Below are 19,605 nucleotides of genomic sequence, written 5' to 3'. Positions count from 1 at the left end.
ATCCCCTCGGCCCGGTGACGGGCGTCCGTAACCGACCCTGCGCTGTCTCTCTTCGCGACCGGTCACAGCGGCGCCTCCGGGCCCCTCGGAACGGAATCTCGGATGACCGCAGACAGCATCTTTTCCTGGACTCCCGCCGCCGTCGTCTTCGACTGCGACGGCACGCTGATGGACACCGAACGCCACTGGCAGGACGCCCGTGACATGGTGCTGCACAGCTATGGATTCACCCCCTCGGCCGCATTCGCGGAAAAGGCCCGCGGGCTGCACTACACCGAATGCGGGCGCTTGATGGCCGACGTCGCCGGCCGCCCGGAACTGACCGGGGACATGACGGAATCGCTGCTCGAATGTTTCCGCGACCTCGTCTCCGCGGACCCCACCACCATGCCCGGTGCGCCGGAACTGGTGCATTCGACCGTGCAGTTCGCCCCGCTGGCGGTGGCCAGCAACTGCCCGCTGGAAGTCGTCGAGTCCTGCCTCGACATGGCCGGACTCCGGGAATGCTTCCGTCACATCGTGGTGCCCAATGCCACGACGAGGCCCAAGCCCCATCCGGACGTCTATCTCACCGCCGCCGAGCTCTGCGGGGTGGAACCCGCCGACACGCTGGCCGTCGAGGACTCCCACTGCGGCATCCAGGCCGCCGCGGGCGCCGGTATGCGCGTACTCGGCGTCGGGCCCCGGCCGAGCGACGCGGAGACGGCACTGGCCGACTGGTGGGTCCACTCGCTGGAAGAGCCGGCGGTGCGGGGGTGGGCCGACGCCCGCATCCCCGCCCAGGGCACGGGCCCCGATGGTGCAGAGGGCAGGGAGTCGTGACGTGATGACGCCAGGTGTCATGGCGCCGTGACGTCATAGGGGCGGAGGCGGTCCGGCTCGGGGGTTTTCCTCCCCCAAGGAGTCCGGTGTGTGAGGCTTCCCACGTCGCCTCCGCCGATTGGACGGTGTTGCGGCAGGGCAGACGCCAGGACCCGTGCCGCGGGTCGGGCGCGGGGGCCGCCAAGCCCGATCCGTCGTATCGAGTGCCCTCTCAAGTACCCTCGACGGATGACTACTTGACGTATCCGTGCCCGACGGGCGGGCCGCCCGCCTCACCCGGCGCCCGCCCCGAGTGCCCCGCTCACCTGCCGCCCGATATCCTCCGAACCCGGCCCCCACACATACCCCCCAGCCGTTGTCGCTTCCTCGCGGCAGGTCCGACCACCAACTGCCCACCCCCCACTGATGGAGGCAGCCCGACGATGACGAACGACGCAGAAGTGCCTGCTCCCCGGACGAGCCACCGGGTGCGGCCGGCCGTCACCGTGGCAGGAGCGGCGGTGACCGCGGCGTTGTTGCTCGCCGGATGTTCGAGCGAGGACCATCAGGAGAAGCCCAAGCGCCCGACCCCCGTGGTGTCCTCGCCGCAGGAGAGCAGCCCCGCCCCCGCCAAGGAATCCAGCACCTTCTCGCCGTACGTGGACACCTCGCTCAGGCCCCCCTATGACCTTCTCAAGGGGGCCGAGGAGACCGGCGTCAAGGAGTACAACCTGGCCTTCGTCTCCCCGGGAGGCGGCTGCGTACCCAAGTGGGGCGGCCGGCAGACACTCCGCGACAACCCGGTGGCGCGGCAGGCGGACGCGCTGCGCGCCAAGGGCGGCGATGTACGGATCTCCTTCGGCGGGCAGAGCGGCAACGAACTGGCCAGGGTCTGCGGCTCGGTGGACAAGCTGGTGCATGCCTACAGCGAGGTCATCGACGCCTACGGCCTGACGAAGGCCGACTTCGACATCGAGGGCCCCGCCCTGACGGACACCAGGGCGAACGACCTCCGCGCCCGAGCGATCGCCCGGCTCCAGCAGCACAAGAAGCTGGATGTGTCCTTCACGCTCCCGGTGCTCCCCTCCGGTCTGAACCGGCACGCCGTCGCGGTCCTGGAGAACGCCGAGAAGAACGGTGTCCGGATCTCCTCCGTGAACATCATGGCGATGGACTACGGCACCTACTACGACGGCGACATGGGCAAATACGCCATCTCGGCCGCCACCGCCACCCAGAAGCAGGTCAAGTCGGCACTCGGCATCCGCGACGAGGCCCGGGCCTGGAAGACCGTTGCGGTCACGCCGATGATCGGTGTGAACGACGTCAAGGGCGAGGTCTTCAGGACCGACGACGCGGCCGAGCTCAAAAGGTTCGCCGACAAGAAGGGCCTCGGCCGGCTGTCGATGTGGTCGCTCACCCGCGACAAGGCCTGTCCGGGAGGCGCCACCCTCAAGGCGACGGCGACCTGTTCCAGCATCGGGAAGCCGGCGAACGAGTTCACGAAGGCCTTCACCGGCTGACCGCCGCCGCTCCTGACTCCGTCGGTGCGAGCCCGTGAGCGTGCGGCAGGGCCCGCCCGCCGGGGGAGGCCGAGGACGAGAAAACCATGTGCGCGCGATTCACCGGCGCTGGCAAGCTGCGCCGGTGAATCGTGAACAGATCTCCCGCATCGCCCATGCCGACCACCCGATCAAGGCCCCCGTCGACGACGACTCGGTGCGCCGCCTGCTGGAGCGCGGCCTCCCGCGCGGCAACGAGCGCGTACTCGACCTCGGTTGCGGGGGCGGGGAATGGCTGCTGCGTGCCCTGGCCATGCACCCGCAGCTGCACGCCGAGGGCGTCGACCTCTCCGCGGACGACCTGACGCAGGCCCGGCAGACCTCGGTCCAGCGCGACGTCGAGCAACGCCTCGTGCTCCATCACCAAGATGCCCGGAGCTTCTCCTCGCCGCACGCGTTCGACCTGGTGCTCAGCGTCGGGGCCGCGCACGCCTTCGGCGGCCTGCTGCCCACCCTGGCCGCGGCCCGCGAGCACCTGGCACCGGGGGGACATGTGCTGATCGGTGACGGCTTCTGGGAGCGCGAGCCCTCACCGGAGGCCGTCGAGATGCTCGGGGACTTCGACGACCTGGCGACCACGGTGGATCGCGTCGTCGCCGACGGGTGGACTCCTGTGCACGGCCATGTCAGTACCCGCGCCGAACTGGACGACTACGAGTGGGCCTGCTGGGGCTCGCTGGCCGCATGGGCCCTGGACCACCCGGCCGACCCGGACAGCCCCCAGGCCCTCGAGACGGCCGGCACGCGGCGCTCCGAATGGCTGCGCGGCTACCGGGACACCTGGGGGTTCGTCTGCCTGGTCCTGCGTCAGACATCGGGCTGACCCCCTGCTGCCGGGGCCGCCGGGGCTGCTCGCGGCCCCGGACCGGCCTCCGTACCTCTCCCGCCACCGGAGCCACCGCGGCCACCCGTTCCTGATCTGTAACGGTACTGACTCGAAGAGTGACTATGACGCACTCTCAGGTCGCCGCTGTGGTGCACTTGGTGGCCTTCGGGTCATCTCATGTGCGGGGGAGCGATGACGCAGACGACTGTGTGCCCAGGATGCGGCCGCGGCACCGATACGGGGGCCGCTTTCTGCAGCAGTTGCGGCGTGGCCATAGAGGCGGATGAGCCGTCCGCGACGATTCCCGAGCCCGCCGACCACGCGCCGACCGTGCCCTCGGCGTCCATCGGGTCCCTCGCCACCAGCGCCGCCGACCGCCGCAGCGCCGTGCCGCGGTGGGGGAACGGCCGGGACGTGACCAGATACATCTGCGCGGCCGCCTACCTGGACCGCGCCTACGCCAAGTCGCTCATCAAGCAGGTCGCCGCCGAGCCCCATCTGGGTGTGGCGGCGGCCCCGGCGTGCGACGTCCCCGTGGCACTCCGGCACGCCTATCTGGCCAACGCCCGCCGCCACGGCCGGGATCTCGTACTCACCGTGCTGTTCCTGCTGTTCTTCGTCTTCTTCTTCTGGGTCGGGAACGCCGCCCTCACGCTGCTGGTGCTGATCGCCTCCTGGGTGACGCTGTTCTCCTTCGAACTCTCGACCAAGTACGGCCGCCACCTGCAAAGCCTCCGCCCGGACCGGTTCGACCCCGCGGCCGCGCCACCGCCGCTCAATGACGACATCGCGGCGCGCCTCCGCCAGATCGGCTCGTACGCCGGAGGCAACGTCACCACGTACAGCGGCTATTCACCGTTCATCGGGTACGGGGTCGAACTCGACTCGTGGTCCTTGGCATTCGACGTCACGACCTCGGGTCGAGCGGGTGTCACACCGCGCGACTTCGAGGTGACGGAGCTCTACGCCCACATCGCCGACCGGCTGGGCACTCTGGTCCTACCCTGTCTGGAGATCGAGGAACGGCTCTTCGTCGACGGGGGGAGCCTCCTGGGGGACTCACGCTTCCTGTCCCATCCCTTGGGACGACCGGTCGCGCGCATCCCCTTCGACCAGCTCGATGCCCTCAAACGGACACCCGAGGAGGGGGCCCGCCCCTACCTGGCCGTCCACTCCACCGGCTGGGGCGGCGAGTTGGTCACCTCGCTCTTCCTGCGCTTCGTCCGCTCGGACTCCAGCCTCTTCGTCGAGGCCGTCCCGACGGTGCTGTTCCCGCTGCTCGACCGCTACCGGGTCATCGACACCCTCATGCCCCGCCCGCCCCTGCGCGACCTCGCCAAGCTGGTGTCGGAGACCCTGGTCAGCACCGTGTTCGTCCTGCTGGCCTCGCCCGCGCGGGCGGTCGCGGGATTCGCCCCCGACTACTGGATGTCCTGGCGTCTGCGCCGCCAGGAAAAGCTGATCACCAGGCTGCGCAGATTCGACTACGGGGCGCGCCTGAGCGTGCGCCGGCAGGCAGCGGCCGCGGACCACCACCGCTACTTCCAGAAGGCCGACAGCGGCATGGTCCTCAAGACGGTCGAGAAGCGGGTCCTGGACGCTCTCGTCGAGTTCGCCGAAGCGCATGACATCGACGCGGGCGGCCTGATCCAGCGTCAGGAAATGATCATCAATAACGGCATCATCGCGGCCGAGGGAGCGAGAGTGGAAGGCAACTCGGTCGCCTCCGGCGCGAAGTCGCGGATCTCCACGAGAGTGCTCAACAAGATCCCGCTGCTGAATCTGGACTGATAACCGAGAAGGGATCGCATCGGAATGCAGAGGAACAACGGAATCATCGCGACCGGCGGCTCCAACGTCGTCGGCAACGCCGTCGCCAGCGGAAGGAATGCGAAGGCCGAGGTGCGCGACAGCGGGCTGACCCAGTCCGACGGCGGGCGGCAGCCGTCGCCCCAGGACATCGGCGACCTGCTCACCCGGCTGATCGACGAGCTCGGCAGGTCCGAGCACCCCGAACGCGCCGACCTGATCGAGGCCGCGGAGGACGCGCGCGAGGAGGTCGCCTCGGCGGAACCGCGCAAGGGCAAGCTGAAGTTGTTCGCCAGGGCGCTGGTGGGCGCGGTGCCGGGGTTCACTGCTCTGGCCTCCCTGGCGGTGGCGATCGAAGAGGCGATCCGCGGGCTGTAGGCGGGTGCCACGCGAAGAACGGGCTCCGAGGAGCCGAGAGGGATAGGGGGAGATGACCGTGCCATCCTGCCTGCACTGCGGTGCGCCCAGTGAGGATGCCGCCGCGCACTCGTGTGAGAGTTGCGGTATGCCGCGCGAGTCCGGTGTACCGGGTGGCGCCGGCAGGGCCACCGGGACCGCCGGGTACGGCTACGTCCGAGTGGGGTCCACCATCCTCCCGCAGTGGCTGTTGTGGCTGGTGGCGGCTCTGCTCGTGGGAGGAGGCGTGGCCGCGTACGTCCTTGCCGACTCGTCCTCGGACTCCTCCGGCGACTGGTCCACCGGGTCTTCCGACGGAGCGGCCGGCGTCCCGTCGACCACCCTGCCGCAGGGCGGCGACGTCGTCTCCGTACCGCCGACCTACGTCGATCCGCCGTCGCCGTCCTCCATCGACACTCCCACTCCCACCCCGTCGGACACGTCGCCGTCCCCCGATGACGCGAGCGCGATCGTGGAGGAGTACTACCGCTACATCAACGACGAGAACTTCTCGGCGGCCTGGGACCTCGGGGGCAAGAACATCGGCGGTGCCTCTTATTCGAGGTGGGTCTCGGGCTTCGACACGACGCAGAGCATCGATCTCACCGCGGTGAACGACGCGAGCCCCGGGCAGGTCCGCGCCCTCCTCCACGCGACCCAGAGCGACGGCTCGGTGAAGGTGTTCCAGGGGACCTACACGGTGTCCGGCGGCGAGATCGTCAGCGCCGACATCACCCGGTACTGAGCGCTGTCCGCTTCTCTCGGACGATGACGGGACCGGGTTCCTCCGAGCTCATGCCGGCCGTTCCGGTCCTACGCCCTCGACCTCGAAGACCACCTGGTCCTCGTAACACCACCACCAGGCCTCGCCGGGCTCGTAGGAACGGATGAGCGGGTGGCCGGTGGCCTCGTAATGGGCCGTGGCGTGCTTGTTCTTCGACGAGTCGCAGCAGCCGACGTGTCCGCAGTTCTGGCACTCACGCAGGTGCACCCACTGGTCACCCAGCGCGACGCACTCGGGGCAGCTGTCGGGGCTGTCGGCGCTGACCGTCGTCACCTCGTCGAGGTGCTGACAGATCAGGCTGCCCGCCGATCCGTCGCTGTTAGCCATGGTGCCTACTCACCGCACACGGCCGATCCCCTGACGGGCCCCTGTGGCGTATGCACGGAGACCATGAAGGCCCTCATGGGCGCTTGCCGTACCCGGGGGTCCGGCGGGAGCGGGATCGGCGGGTGCCGTCGTCGGGAGGGAAGGGGGGGAAGGGGAACGATCTTGGTCCAGCCCGGGCGTGGAGCGCCCTCGCCCGGCGGCGAGGCCAGGATCGATACCTCTACCCTCCCACTCGGCGGCACCCTGTCAAACGGTGGACCGGACCACCTCCACGGCGCTCGCCGCTGCCGCCCGCCACGGCGACGGGTCCGCCGACTCCGGTGCGGGGCGGCCTGCCCGGAGGAGCCCAAGGTGTCGGAGCGGTCACGCAGGGCGTCCGGTGCGCGCTCCCTGCCGTCTCTCGTGCTGCGCCCCGACGCCACACGACCGCCGGGGCACATGCCCCCGGGTGGTGGCTGCCCCGCACCCACCACCGATGTCAGATCCGCTCCCGACCAATCCGGACCGCGTCCGGCAACGAACCCATCAGGCGAGGACGTCCCGAACGCCGCGCTGCTCTCTCGCCGGGCCGGCTGCCGTGCGGATCAGAGCGGGCGAACGGAGTGGGAGAACGGAGCGATGGTGCAGAGCCTGCGGATACGGTTCCTGGCCGTTGGCCGAGTGAGCCGTTGGCTTGCCGTCAGCGGCGTGGTGGACGGCGGTGGTCAGCACCCGTTGCGTGGCGCCATCGAAACCTATGCCACCTCGCGCCCGCTGCACCTCTTTCTCGACTTCACCGAGTGCCGGGTCACCGACCTGTCCGCCGGCATGCTCCGCGAGGTGATTGCTTCGCACAGCGGCCTGCGGCTCTGTCTCATCCGTGTCCCGGAACGCATCAGCCGGTCCTGCGCGGTGGGTCGCCGCTGCGTGTTTCTCCCTGATGTGCGATTCGCTTGGACGAGGTGGGAACAGGTCGAGCCGGCAGCGTCGCCACCGCTGACGGCGCCGGCCGAGACCAAGCGAAGATAGAGCACGTACGCACTCCTCGCAGCCCTTCCCGTTCCCCTAGTGGATTGGATACCCAGATGGCCTCCGCACCCCAAATCGGCACGCAGGTACCCGACTTCACCTTGCCGGGTGGTGTGCTCACCGGCGACCGCTTCGAGCGGCGTGACTACGTCCTCTCCCTTCAGCGCGGCCGCCCGCTCGTCCTGGCGTTCTATCCGGGCGACGACACCAGCGTGTGCACCAAGCAGTTGTGTTCCTACTCCAGCGGCCTGGAGCAGCTCCAGGACCAGAACGCGGAAGTCTGGGGCATCAGCCCTCAAGACGTCGACAGCCACGATCGGTTTGCGCGCAAGTACGACCTGCGGATGCCGTTGCTCGCCGATACCGATCGCCGCGTCGCCCGCGCCTTCGGTGTCACCGCCCCCGGCATCGGGCTGCGCAGGGCGGTCTTCCTCATCGGATCCGACGGGACCTTGCACTGGAAGCATGTGGCCCTGCTCGGTGCCACCTTCCAGTCCCTCGACACACTCGCCCGGCATCTCGGGGGCATGGCGACCACCTGACGCGGTGACGGGGCGGAGGAACCCCTGACGCGGCGACGGGACTGGGCGGCCACCTGCCCCGTCGGCCGCGGAAGCCGCAGAAAATTGATGGAGCGATCGACCAATCCGCTCTCCGGCGGGTTCCGAATACGGGTTATGAGCACGCGACGACGGACAGTCACCGGCGCGGCAGGAGGCGCATGGAGTGGCCTCAGGGCCGACGGCGTGGTCGTATCCGTTGCGGAGCCGGCGTCCGTTGCGCCCGGTCCCGACCGGTCGCCTGTCCCGGCCCCGGGCGTGAGCCCGTACCAGGGCAGCAGTGACGCCTCTCGGCCCTGTGACGCCGGGGGCGAAAGCCTCCGGTGGCACAGGCCGCCCACCCGTTGTCCCGCACCATCGAAATCCTCTGGAGAACACTGTGAGCACCCTGCGTTTCCGTCGTGCCGCCCTCGCCGTCACCGCCGCGGCGGTGCTGCCGAGCGCACTGGCCGCCTGCTCCAGCGACATGGACAGCAAGGACAAGGCGTCCGACAAGGCCTCGACTGTCTCCAAGCCGTCGAAGGACAGCGCCGCCGGCAGCGGCATGGACGCCATGGCCAAGCCGTTCGGCCCGGCCTGTTCGTCGGTGCCCAAGGACGGCAAGGGCAGCTTCGACGGCATGGCCAAGGCCCCGGTCGCCACTGCGGCCTCGAACAACCCGGCCCTCTCCACCCTGGTGACCGCGGTGAAGAAGGCGGGCCTGGTCGACACGCTCAACGGCGCCAAGAACATCACGGTGTTCGCGCCGACCAACGATGCCTTCGGCAAGATTCCCAAGTCCCAGCTCGACAAGGTCCTGGCCGACAAGGCGATGCTGACCAAGATTCTGACCGGTCACGTCGTCGGTGAGAAGATCTCGCCGGACAAGCTGGCCGACGGCTCCTTCGACACCCTGGCGAAGAACAAGCTGACCACGTCCGGCTCCGGTGAGTCGTACATGGTCGACGACTCCGCGAAGGTCGTCTGCGGCAACGTGCAGACCGCCAACGCCACCGTCCACATCATCGACTCCGTCCTGCTCCCGAAGAAGTAGGCCGCCCGAGGCTGATGACGGGTACGGAGACCCACAGGGCACAGAGGCCGACAGGGTGCAAAGGCTCATGGGGCCGGGGGCTTTGAGGCTCCCGGCCCCGGGGGATCAGCCCCCGGCTGCCGCATGTGGAACGCGGCGGCCGAGGGTTTGCGCGTCGTCGTGCGGCGAGTCGGACCACTGGTCGACGGCCATCTCCCTACTCGTCCACCCAATACCGGGTCATGCCGAAGCTCATGGGTCTGATGAGCCCGTCGCACAGCTCGGCCAGCGCTCGGACAGCATGGTGAGCGGTCATGCGCTCGCATTCGGTGGGATTTCCGGTCGGGCACGGAGCCCCAGTGGAATCCGTACTCCGGCACGAACGTCAGAATGTCGTGCATGGCGCGAGTGCGGCGCCCCAGCAGGGGGACCACCTCACGGCGTCGGGATGCGTCGAGGCCCGCCACGTGGGCCAACGGGGCAGTGGAATTGGAGCGGGCACTGCGGGCAGTCAGCTGCGCCGACCGTCCGCAGTGCGCCCATACAAACTCCTGAGAAAGTCCGTACAGCACTCCCTGCAGAACTCTCCATGCAAATTCCTTCGGCGCTCGGCCAATCCGCTCCCACAGGTGCTCCGAATTCCGGTCATGAGCTCGCGACGGAAGAACCTTCTCCTTGCGTCCTCGGGTGCGCTGAGCGGCCTGGTCGCCGGATATGCGGCGCTTGCCATCGCGGAATCGGCCGCGGTGGTGGTACGGCCCGAGGCCAGTCCTGTCACGGCGGTGGGCGGGGCGGCCGTCGACCGTACGCCGTCGGCGGTCAAGGACTGGGCGATCCGGAACTTCGGGACCCACGACAAACTGATCCTGCAACTGGGCATCCTCACCGTGCTCGCCCTCTCCGCCGCGACCCTCGGTGCCCTGGCACTCCGCTTCCGCAGGGCGGCCTCCACCGGTGTGCTCCTCTTCGGCCTCGTGGGTGCACTGGCCGCGACCGGACGGCCCGACTCCACCAGCCTGCTGGACGCTGTGCCCTCCGTGGTCGGGGCGCTCGTTGCGGCGGCGGTGCTCTACCTGCTCGCGGGCCGGGTGACCGCTCCGCAGGCGTCACCACAGTCACCGGGGCCGGTCACCGGCATGGACCGCAGGGGCTTTGTCTTCGGTGTGGCCGGAGTGGCGGCGGTCTCCACCGGTGCGGGCGTTCTGGGACGCCGGCTGAACGCCGCCGGCGCCCAGAAGGCAGCGGCGTCCCGGGCCACGGTCAAGCTCCCCGCACCCGCCTCCGCCGCGCCCGCCCTGCCACGCGGCGTTGATCTCAAGTTGCCGGGCCTGACCCCGTTCACCACACCCAATCGCGACTTCTACCGCGTGGACACCGCACTGACCGTGCCTCGTGTGGACGTCGGCACCTGGACGCTGCGGATCCGCGGCAAGGGCGTCAGCAGACCGCTGACCGTCGATTTCCCCACGCTGCTCCGCAGACCGCTGGTGGAGCGGGACATCACCGTGACGTGTGTGTCCAACGAGGTCGGCGGGTCCTATGTCGGGACCGCCCGCTGGCTCGGCGTCCGGCTGGCCGACCTGCTGGGAGAGGCCGGCGTGCGACCGCCGTCGAAGGGCGGCCCGGCCGATCAGCTCGTGGCCCGGTCCGTGGACGGTATGACCCTCGGCACGCCGGTCGAGACGGTCATGGACGGGCGGGACGCGCTGCTCGCGGTCGGTATGAACGGTGAACCGCTGCCCTTCGAGCACGGCTTTCCGGTACGGATGGTCGTCCCCGGCCTCTTCGGCTACGTCTCGGCCTGCAAGTGGATCCAGGACATCGAACTGACCACGTTCGACGCGTACGACCCGTACTGGGTGAAGCGTGACTGGGCCGCCAAGGCACCGGTAAAGACGGAGTCCCGTATCGATACGCCCAAGCCCTTCGCGAACGTCAAGGCCGGAGCCGTTGCCGTGGCCGGGGTGGCGTGGGCCCAGCACAAGGGCATCGAACGCGTCGAGGTCCGCGTCGACGGCGGCGCTTGGCAGCGGACCGAACTGGCCACCGAGGGGTCGGTCGACACCTGGCGGCAGTGGTCGTGGGAATGGCCGGCCACGTCCGGCACCCACACCCTCGAAGTCCGGGCCACCGACCGCACCGGCTACACCCAGACCGACAAGCGCGCCCGGCCGATCCCCGACGGCGCCTCCGGGTGGCATTCGGTCGTGGTCACCGTTGTCCGACTCCGCGCATGCAGCGTCTCAGGGCCGAGCCACGGAGGCCATGTCTCATCCGAGGGGACGTGGCGATCGACCGGAGCCACTCGGGAGGCTTCTTCCGGGAGCCTGAACGGATGCGTCAGGCCGGATGCGTCAGGCCAGAAGAGTCAGACCGGATGCGTCTGAACGGAGGCGACCTCCGCAGGTGCCGATCCCGCAGGCCACACACCGGTCGAAGCGTTACGCTCGCTTTGTATGCACTCGTACCGACCGCGGAGGCGGCGATGAGGCAGAACGACGAGTACCCCACTCCGTCGCAGGCCGAGGGCGAGAGGCTGGAAGAGGACCGGGACCCGGCCGAGCAGCGACACCCCGCGACGACGCGCACCCAGCCGTCCCAGGCGGAGGGCGAGCGCCTGGCGGAGGACGACGAGGGGTGACGGAGGGGGAGGGGCGTTCGGTCCTGCTCTGACGTGGGGGCGGAGGGGGAGGCGGCCGACCACCTTCCGCCAACTCCACTGCCCTGTAGGGGATGTGGGTTTCGTCGGGCTCTCGGAAGTGCGCGGTGGGCGATCCGCTGGACCGATGCATCGTTGACCGATATGGCTGCGGCGCCGCACTGTGCAGTGGGACCGTTCGGAAGGCGACGCTAGGGACCCGGGCCCGGGGTCGATTCGAGAGCGGGCCGGGAGGGCAAGACCAGGCCGGCCGGCGCTTCGGTGCGCCCGCGAGGAGCTGCCCCCTTGCTCCCGACGGTCCGCAGCCCGGCGGGCCGTCCCTCCGCCGCCGACCTCGGGCCGGCGTCAGCATGTCAGGTACCCGCGCACCGGCCCCCCTCGCCCACCCGGCGCGATCGACAGGCCTCCCGATTGGCCGCACGGAGCGCCCGGTCGGCCGTATGAGACGGGCACAGAGTGAGGTGTGCGGGTCATTCGCAGCGATGTGTGTTGGCTCCGGAGCGCAACGGGGGACGGGACACAGAGTGCGCGAAGTTACCGATCCCCTGCTGGATCTCGTCCGATGGCACAGCGAGCCCGTCGTGGCCCAGACGCTCCGCTCGACCGTGGCCGCCGTGATCTCCTACGTCGTCGCCCTGCTGCTGAGCAGCGAACCGGCGCCGCTGACCGCACCGCTGACGGCCCTGCTCGTCGTCCAGGTCACCCTGTACACCACCCTCACCACCAGTGTGCGCAGGGTGAACGCCGTCGTGGTGGGGGTGGTCATCGCCATCGGCTTCAGCTCCCTGGTGGGTCTGACCTGGTGGAGCCTGGGGCTGATCATCCTCGCGTCGCTGGTGATCGGGCGTTTCGTCCGGGCGGGCGAGTTCGTGCCCGAGGTGGCGATCAGCGCGATGCTGGTGCTCGGGGTGACCACGACGCGCGTGGCCGCGACGGCCTGGGACCGGGTGCTGGAGACGCTGATCGGGGCGGTGGTCGGACTGCTCTTCAACATGCTGTTCGTGCCACCCCTGTGGGTACAGCCCGCCAGCGAGTCCATCGAGGGCCTGGCTTCCCGGATGAGACGGCTGCTGCTGAGTCTCGGGGACGAGGTGACGGGCCACACGCCGGTGGCGGAGGCGGCGGCGCGGCTGCACGAGGCCCGGCAGCTGGACCACGACATCGTGCAGGTGGACGCGGCGCTCCGGCAGGCGGAAGACAGCCTCCGGCTCAATCCCCGCGTCAAGGAGGGCCTGCTCTCCCGAGTCGTCCTGCGCACCGGGCTGGACACCTTGGAGATCTGTGCGGTGGTGCTCCGCACGGTGTGCCGCACCCTGACCGACCTCGCCAAGGCGCGGACCGACGAACCGCTCTTCCCGCCGGCTCTCGGCCCCGCCCTGCGGGAGCTGTTCGGGCATATGGCCCGCGCGGTGGAGAGCTTCGCGGTCCTCATCACGACGCAGGTCAGCGCCAACGCGGAGGAGGCCGAGGAACGGCTCGGCCAGGAGCTCGCCGCCAGCCGCGAGAGCCGCGAGATCGTCGCGCACCTGCTCCTCGACGGCGTGCAGGAACATCCGCGTCAATGGCAGCTGCACGGTGCGCTGCTGGCCGAGATCGACCGCATCCTGGACGAGCTGGACGTGACGAAACGGTCCGAGCGACTCGTGGAGGAGCTGAACCGCCAGGCGCGCGAGCAGCGCGAGAAGTACCCGTTGGTGGACAAGCTGCGGGGCCGGTTGCGCCTGGGGCGGCCGGGGCGCCGTGCTACGGATGCTGCGCACTAGTGCCGGCTACGAAAGTGGGTCTTGTTGGTTGGCAATCCTGCCTGCGGGCCGGGGCGACCGGCGGGCGGTCGGTGGGCCAGGTCGGAACTATCACGCCAACTTCGTGAAAGTCAGTCATATTTACGGAGTTGGGTGCCGTCGAGTGCCCGAGTTGTATAGGTTCTGGCTCGGCTCAGGTGATGCCGCACATCACCCGTCCCACGCGGTTCTTTCACTGGAGAGCGGGCACGTCCTGTCGGGCTTCACGTATGGAACGACGCGGCTGAAGCCCTGCAGGAAGGGGACGGCCCGCCGGAACTGGAGAGGAAGCCTCATGGCAGAAATCGATCTCGGGCTGGCGACGGACTGGAATGAGGGCGACACCCACGGCCGCATCAAGCTGCGGCAGAACCAGGTCTACCCCACCTCGCCCAAGAGGGACGTGCTGATCAGCTCACCGGTGAGCATCGAACTGTCGGTGAACTCGAACCATTCCACCTCCCAGGAGGCGGACAAGATCTACTTCACGACCCACCACGGCTCAACGAAGAAGATCATCGCGGTGCTCGACTCCGACGGCAACCTGCACATCGCCGGCCGCCTGATCACGGACCAGAAGGACCTGTCGTACTAGAAGCGAGCCCCGGTCCCATCCCTCCTGGCCGACAAACACCGAGGTGGTCCGGAAGGAATGCCGTAGCGTCCAGATCACGGCACGGGACCTGAGAACCTGCTGTGAAAGTGCTGGTCACAGCCATTCGTTGAGGGCTGCGACCAGCACTTTCGCTTCAGAGCCGACGGCACCACCGCTGATGCACCTCGTCAGGTGCTCAAACAGGTGTTGCCCGACGCCGCGTTGAGGAGCGCGATGATGTCGACGGAGGCGCCGCACAGATTGATGGGTACGTGGACCGGAACTTGGATCACATTGCCCGAGACGATGCCCGGTGACCCGGCGGCGACGCCCCTGGCCCCACCGTCGGCGTCGGCGGGGCCGGCGAGAACTCCGAGAAGAGCGGCGGTTCCGAGAACGACTGCAGCAGTACGGCGCATGGCTATTCCCTTTTTCGGCAGAGTAGTTGGGTGACTCGGCGGCTGGACGAGTCGCGGGAGAGCTGCCCATGCGCACCTGGCCGCATGTGCCCATCACTCGAAGGGGAATGCCGAATCGATCCGCCTTTTCGAACTTGCTCCGTCCGGACCGTACGAGTGCTTCAACTATGCGTACTCCGCTGTACGAGAGCGTGGTGGTGGACGGGCGGCAGGCCGGACAGTAGTCCCGGCCACACGACATCCAGCACGTGAGCGCTGGGCGTGAACAGTCCGGATGCCAGAGTGGGAAGGTCGCAGACGTCGTGCCATTCCCAGCGGTGGATGAGCTTCGGCTCTCTGACGGCCGGCTCGCCGCGGAAGGCGACGACGCGTACCGCGGCGGTCACCCGCGGCATGCCGTGGACGCTGTCCATCAAGAGCGCCAGCAGGCACGCATCGGCGGTCTCGGCCCTCAGCCCGGTCTCCTCCTCGAGCTCGCGCACGGCAGCCTCGACGAACGATTCGTCGCCGTCGTTCTTGCCACCGGGCAACTCCCACACCCCTCGCACGGACCTGCCGAGCAGCACACGGCCCGCGTCGTCCGTCACCACGACGCCCGCGCCGGTCAGGGCATGCGGGGACGGGCGCCCCTTGCCGCGGAAGGACACCGCTGCCGGGACCGGGTCGCGGACCGGGTCGCGCAGCACGATGAGCGCCAGCCCTTCGGCAGCATGTCGTTCGACCGTGCGCCATCCGGCAGCCAGCAGACCGATCTCGTCCTCGTCGAGCGCAATCTCGCGCCGCTCGGCCGGCACGGCGTCCACGACCGGTGTGATGACCACGATCGTGCCCCTGGGGGTCAGGCGTTCGCGCAGTCGGTTCATGACCCGCGTGCGGTCGCGGAGGAAGGCGTAGCTCAGCCGGAACACGATCAGGTCGTACGAGCTGCGCAGACCGGCGAGGGAGTCCCGCTCGATGTCGCACCGCACAAACCTCGCGGCGCCGGCCGCGGGCGGCGTCCGCGCGGCGGTGGCGAGGGCCGAGGCCGCGTAGTCGACGGCATCGACGGTGCAGCCGAGGGCCGCGAGGTGGCGGGCGAGTTCGCCGGTGCCGCACCCCACGTCCAGGGCGTGGCCACCGCCGGGCCGCGCGGCGGAAAGATCACGAAACAGCGTGCGTTCCACGTCGTCGAGCGGCCGGAAGGAACGGCCCTCTCGATAGTGGGTGTCCCATTCGTCCTGCGTCACATATGCCATGGCGTAGACCCTTCAGCGCGTGTCACCTGGCGTGCCCGGCTTACAGGCTGTCGTTCTGGGCGGGCGCCGGGGCCGGCCTGTTCGAGCCGCTGCGATGGGCCCGGAGCACTTCGGCCGTCGCGGGGCAGGTCACCAGTCGCTCGGTCAGGTCGTGCGGGAAGAAGCGGACCATGATGCCTTCGGTGACCGGTAGAGCATCGGCATCGCCGTTCCAGCGGCCGAGGAACACCTGAACGCGGTGGGTGGTCTCGCCGTCCGGCCCGGTGCTGGTGACGACCATGTAGCGCTCCAGGTCCGGGACGGTCAGGCCGGCTTCCTCGCGCAACTCGCGGGCGATGGTCTCCTCGAGGGTTTCGTCGCCTTCGCGGTGGCCTCCCACCATGCTCCAGGTGCCGGGGTGGCAGATGCCGGGAATGTTGTCGCGCAGATGCAGCAGGTACTCGCCGTTGTCGTTGAGGAGCATCGCGGCCGTGCTGGTCGGCTCGGCGAGCTGGGTCTGGTCCATCGGGTCACCGCTTTCGTGGGAGGTGGGTGGTGAGCTGGGCTTGTGCCGGGCGGAGGCCGGAGGGGAGCGGGGCGGGATCAGGAGCGGTAGGCCGCTGCCTGGAGGGTGAACATCTCGGCGTAGGCGCCGCCCAGTTCCATGAGCGAGCGGTGGGAACCGGCTTCGGTGATCCGGCCGCCGTCGAAGACGTAGATCTGGTCGCACTCGACCACCGAGGCGAGCCGGTGCGAGATCAGCACCGTGATCTGGTCCTCCCTGCGCTTGCCGCGCAAGACCGCCTGGTAGACGTCGTGTTCGGCCTTGGGATCCATGCTCGCGGTCGGTTCGTCCAGCAGCAGTACCGGGGCGTTCTTGTACAGGCCGCGAGCGACGGCGATCTTCGCCCACTGCCCGGCCGATAATTCCTGGCCGCCCCGGAACCGTTTGGACAGCACGGCCTCCCAGGTGTCCGGCAGGCCCGCGATCACCCGGTCCGCGCCGGAAGCCACCGCGGCCTCCCAGGCCCGCTGCGGATCCGCCTCGGTGAGCGTGCCCCGCGAGATGGTCAGATTCGCCAACGCGCTGAACGGGAAGTGCACCGGATCCTGCAGGACGGTGGCGACGCGCGACTGCAGCGACTCGGCGTCCATGTCCCGTACGTCCACCCCGTCCCAGCGCACTGTGCCCTCGCCCGCCTCGTACAGCCCGGCGATCAGGCGTGAACAGGTGCTTTTCCCGGAGCCGTTGACGCCGACGAACGCGACGGTCTGCCCGCCCCGCAAGGTCATGGAGACGCCGCGCAGCGCCGGTGTCTCCTTGCCCGGATAGGTGAAGCCGACGTTGTCGAGCGTGAGAGTGGTGACGGCGGTGGGCGCGGGCACCCCGCACCGGCGGGGCTGCAGACCTCGGCAGCGTTCCTGGAACTGCAGGAGGTCATCGACCCACATGGCGTGCTCGTAGACCAGATGGGCCACGTCCACGAAGCGGGTCAACGCGGTCTGTCCGGTCTGGATCGCGAGGACCGCGCCCGCTCCTGCGGCGAGAGGGAGCCATCCGGCGATCAGCATGGCACCCAGCGCGACGTAGGTGACGCCGGTGCCGACGCCGCCCAGGGCCCGGCCCCCCAGAGTCAACACCGCGGAGCTCACCCCGAGGTGTGTGTCCTCTTCGGCGATCCGGTCGGTCAGCCGACGGTGCTCGTCCAAGATGGCGTTCTGGGCGGTGTCGGAGCGCAGTTCGGCGGCGGCGTCCCGCTCCAGCAACAGCCAGGAGAAGACCCGCACCCGCCGCTGGAGGGCGTTCCACCGCTTGAAGCTGTGGAACCGGGCCCGCGCGGTGCGTACCGCCGCCGCGCCCACCGGCAGGACCGACAGCAGGAGCAACGGGAGAAGGGCGGGGTGCAGGGAGGCGAGCACGCCGGCAGTGCCGATCAGCCCGAGAAGGGCGGAGGCCAGCGACACCACCTGGCCGACGATCTGCCGCGCATAGAACAGACCGCGGTCGGAGGCGCGATAGGCGTCGTCGTGCCAGTCGGCATTGTCGACGACCTCGAGACGCACATGAGCGGTCAGCCGAAGGAAGTCGCACTCCAGCGCCGTGCGGATCTTCGGCGTCACCCTCGCCTGCGCGATGGCGACGCCCGCTTCGAGAAGTGCCCGGGCCGACAGGAACCCCACCACGAGCAGGATCTGCGGTACGGCGTTGCGGACCTTGTCCGGTGTCGGGCCCTGACCGAACAGCTCATGGAGGACGGCGACCGACGCCACCAGCCCGAAGGCGGACATCGCCGCCGAGGCCAACTGCAGCACCACGACCGCCGCCGTGGCCGGCCGGTCGGCCTGCCACGCCAGCCGGCCGATCTGCCGCACGATCCGCGGCAGCCGCACCAGGACCTCGCCGACCGTCGACTTGGCCGCGGCGCCGTCATACACGGACCAGTACGCCTCTTCCAGCCCGTCGGTGATGTCACCGTCTCCCGGGCCCGTGGGCACGGTCGTCGGCGGGAGCGTCAGTGTCTCCTCACGGCGGGGCCCGGGCAGTCCGGTGTGCCCGGTCGTCGACGGGGATGCGTTCCCTTCCGGCGTACTCATGCCCACTGCCTCGCATCCGGTAGGGACGCGTGGCGGATACGGCGTGCAGCGGTGTCAAGCACGGGCCCGAGGCATTCCGCCGAAAGGGATCCGGGCCGGCGTTGTTCGAGTCTGCGAGGGGAATTCGCGAGGGTGAGGGCGCTATGCATCGCTTCTCCGGAAGAGTGGCTGATGGGTACAGGTGCTCTAAAGAACGGCCTTTCACGCTCCCCGTAACGGGTGACCGAGGGGCAGATGGTGAACGCAGGTTCTAATGCCGCGCGGAAGGCAGGTGCGGACTCGGCGGCACGGCTCCGCGGGGTCTCGAACGTAGAACGCCACCCTTCCGAGGGATTGCGATGCTTTACGTGCGGGCCGGGCCCGCGGCCCATGCCGGCCTCGAGGCCGGGTTTCGGCGGGGAGAAAGCGGCAACGTGTTTGTCATGTCCAGACACGCGCATAACGGCAGAAGCGAAGCAGCAAAAGTCATCGTCGTCATCGCGGACCTCACCGCGGTGATCCTCGGTCTGTGGATCCTGTTCGTCCTCCTCGACGCAAACCGCGCCAACGACCTGGTCAGTTGGGTCCAGGCCGCTGCCGCCTGGCTGGCCGGGTGGTCGCACGATCTGTTCACCATGGATACGGACTGGGTGCGGACCGTGCTGAACTACGGGCTGCCCGCCGTCGTCTACGTACTCCTGGGGCATGCCGTCGCTGCCCGGCTCCGTCGCGCCTGAGGTGCCGCTGCCGGCTGACACCATGGCGTGCAGCGGAAAGGGGACCGGGTGACGGACGACGGTGCGGGCTTCAAGGCGCACGACGGCAACGGTCGCGCGCCGGTGGAGGCCGGGCCGACGAGGGCCACGGCGGTCCAGGCCGCGTTCAACGGATTGCTGCAGATCCGGCGGCTGATGAACGCGGGAGCGGCCGATCCTTACGCGGTGCCGGCGGAATGGGAGCGCAACCACGTGGTACGCGCCGTGGCTCTGGCCCTGGAGGCGGCCGGGATCGCCCCGTCGGCAGTCGACGAGGAGGGGCAGCGGGTGGCGACGGGGTACTGCGTGGGTGCGGCCGAAACACCGGGAGTGGCGCGGGTCGAGTGGCTGGGGCCGGCTGGGAGCGGCGCCGCCTACGCCGAACAGGAGGCGCTGCGACGCTGCGCAGCGGTGGTGCGTCGGCTGGGGTGGGAAGCGCTGGAGTACCGCGGGCCGCGGCGGCGCCGGTACCTCGAAGTCGAACCGCCTGGCCGGGGCCGGGCCTAGAGGTGTCGTCAGCGGT

Annotated in this window: 20 protein-coding genes; 15 read left to right on the top strand and 5 right to left on the bottom strand. The window is 69.4% G+C overall.

Translation table 11 applies throughout. The annotated features are described in order from the left end of the window. Window positions 1-102 precede the first annotated feature (102 nt). From Scani_RS17150 to Scani_RS17120, 6 genes are all read left to right on the top strand, one after another. Window positions 103-822: an HAD family hydrolase gene (locus Scani_RS17150; RefSeq protein ID WP_159476706.1), complete on the top strand. Its 720-nt coding sequence runs from the start codon at window positions 103-105 to the stop codon at window positions 820-822. A gap of 422 nt (window positions 823-1,244) precedes the next feature. Beyond that, window positions 1,245-2,324, top strand: a complete 1,080-nt coding sequence (locus tag Scani_RS17145) for a chitinase (RefSeq protein ID WP_167538113.1) — start codon at window positions 1,245-1,247, stop codon at window positions 2,322-2,324. Window positions 2,325-2,448: 124 nt separating this feature from the next. After that, window positions 2,449-3,186 (top strand): SAM-dependent methyltransferase, encoded by a 738-nt coding sequence (locus tag Scani_RS17140; RefSeq protein WP_159476703.1) that lies wholly within the window; start codon window positions 2,449-2,451, stop codon window positions 3,184-3,186. A 270-nt stretch (window positions 3,187-3,456) separates the two neighbouring features. Continuing rightward, window positions 3,457-4,980, top strand: coding sequence for an AbeC-like domain-containing protein (locus Scani_RS17130; RefSeq protein WP_246295941.1), 1,524 nt, complete (start codon window positions 3,457-3,459; stop codon window positions 4,978-4,980). Between the two features lie 24 nt (window positions 4,981-5,004). Further along, window positions 5,005-5,376 (top strand): hypothetical protein, encoded by a 372-nt coding sequence (locus Scani_RS17125; protein WP_159476697.1) that lies wholly within the window; start codon window positions 5,005-5,007, stop codon window positions 5,374-5,376. A 127-nt stretch (window positions 5,377-5,503) separates the two neighbouring features. Next, window positions 5,504-6,139, top strand: a complete 636-nt coding sequence (locus Scani_RS17120) for a hypothetical protein (RefSeq protein WP_159476694.1) — start codon at window positions 5,504-5,506, stop codon at window positions 6,137-6,139. Window positions 6,140-6,187: 48 nt separating this feature from the next. Here Scani_RS17120 and Scani_RS17115 read toward each other — a convergent pair whose 3' ends face one another. Beyond that, window positions 6,188-6,505 carry a UBP-type zinc finger domain-containing protein gene (locus Scani_RS17115; protein WP_159476691.1) on the bottom strand — a complete coding sequence of 106 codons (318 nt, stop codon included), beginning with the start codon at window positions 6,503-6,505 and terminating at the stop codon, window positions 6,188-6,190. Window positions 6,506-7,123: 618 nt separating this feature from the next. Here Scani_RS17115 and Scani_RS17110 point away from each other — a divergent pair. From Scani_RS17110 to Scani_RS17085, 7 genes are all read left to right on the top strand, one after another. Further along, entirely contained in the window at window positions 7,124-7,513 is a 390-nt protein-coding gene (locus Scani_RS17110) for a hypothetical protein (RefSeq protein ID WP_159476688.1), read from the top strand. 56 nt (window positions 7,514-7,569) lie between these two features. Continuing rightward, a complete protein-coding gene (locus Scani_RS17105) occupies window positions 7,570-8,055 on the top strand; it encodes a peroxiredoxin (protein WP_159476685.1) in 486 nt (161 codons plus the stop codon). A gap of 397 nt (window positions 8,056-8,452) precedes the next feature. After that, window positions 8,453-9,106 (top strand): fasciclin domain-containing protein, encoded by a 654-nt coding sequence (locus Scani_RS17100; RefSeq protein WP_159476682.1) that lies wholly within the window; start codon window positions 8,453-8,455, stop codon window positions 9,104-9,106. Between the two features lie 626 nt (window positions 9,107-9,732). Further along, window positions 9,733-11,472 (top strand): molybdopterin-dependent oxidoreductase, encoded by a 1,740-nt coding sequence (locus Scani_RS17095; protein WP_159476679.1) that lies wholly within the window; start codon window positions 9,733-9,735, stop codon window positions 11,470-11,472. 98 nt (window positions 11,473-11,570) lie between these two features. Further along, window positions 11,571-11,726, top strand: a complete 156-nt coding sequence (locus tag Scani_RS39975) for a hypothetical protein (RefSeq protein ID WP_167538112.1) — start codon at window positions 11,571-11,573, stop codon at window positions 11,724-11,726. A gap of 542 nt (window positions 11,727-12,268) precedes the next feature. Next, on the top strand, window positions 12,269-13,507 hold the full coding sequence (locus Scani_RS17090) for an FUSC family protein (protein WP_159476676.1): 1,239 nt from the start codon (window positions 12,269-12,271) through the stop codon (window positions 13,505-13,507). A 313-nt stretch (window positions 13,508-13,820) separates the two neighbouring features. After that, complete coding sequence (locus tag Scani_RS17085) at window positions 13,821-14,120, top strand: DUF6342 family protein (RefSeq protein ID WP_159476673.1); 300 nt, start codon at window positions 13,821-13,823, stop codon at window positions 14,118-14,120. 188 nt (window positions 14,121-14,308) lie between these two features. On the opposite strand, the gene Scani_RS17080 is transcribed toward Scani_RS17085, so the two are convergent. The 4 genes from Scani_RS17080 to Scani_RS17065 form a co-directional block, all read right to left on the bottom strand. Further along, on the bottom strand, window positions 14,309-14,539 hold the full coding sequence (locus Scani_RS17080; RefSeq protein WP_159476670.1) for a chaplin: 231 nt from the start codon (window positions 14,537-14,539) through the stop codon (window positions 14,309-14,311). 161 nt (window positions 14,540-14,700) lie between these two features. After that, window positions 14,701-15,774, bottom strand: a complete 1,074-nt coding sequence (locus Scani_RS17075) for a bifunctional class I SAM-dependent methyltransferase/NUDIX hydrolase (RefSeq protein ID WP_159476667.1) — start codon at window positions 15,772-15,774, stop codon at window positions 14,701-14,703. A gap of 40 nt (window positions 15,775-15,814) precedes the next feature. After that, the gene (locus tag Scani_RS17070) at window positions 15,815-16,279 is read right to left on the bottom strand and encodes an NUDIX hydrolase (RefSeq protein ID WP_159476664.1); all 465 of its coding nucleotides are present in this window, start codon (window positions 16,277-16,279) and stop codon (window positions 15,815-15,817) included. Between the two features lie 77 nt (window positions 16,280-16,356). Then, a complete protein-coding gene (locus tag Scani_RS17065) occupies window positions 16,357-18,348 on the bottom strand; it encodes an ABC transporter ATP-binding protein (RefSeq protein WP_159476661.1) in 1,992 nt (663 codons plus the stop codon). A 422-nt stretch (window positions 18,349-18,770) separates the two neighbouring features. Here Scani_RS17065 and Scani_RS17060 point away from each other — a divergent pair, with 422 nt between their 5' ends. Together Scani_RS17060 and Scani_RS17055 are read left to right on the top strand one after the other, a co-directional pair. After that, complete coding sequence (locus Scani_RS17060; protein WP_159476658.1) at window positions 18,771-19,064, top strand: hypothetical protein; 294 nt, start codon at window positions 18,771-18,773, stop codon at window positions 19,062-19,064. Window positions 19,065-19,112: 48 nt separating this feature from the next. After that, a complete protein-coding gene (locus Scani_RS17055; RefSeq protein ID WP_159476655.1) occupies window positions 19,113-19,589 on the top strand; it encodes a hypothetical protein in 477 nt (158 codons plus the stop codon). Window positions 19,590-19,605: the final 16 nt, after the last annotated feature.

This window comes from Streptomyces caniferus, from assembly GCF_009811555.1.
Taxonomy (GTDB): Bacteria; Actinomycetota; Actinomycetes; order Streptomycetales; family Streptomycetaceae; genus Streptomyces; species Streptomyces caniferus.
The sequence above is the reverse complement of the archived record's forward strand: the minus strand, read 5'-3'. Positions and strand labels throughout refer to the sequence as shown.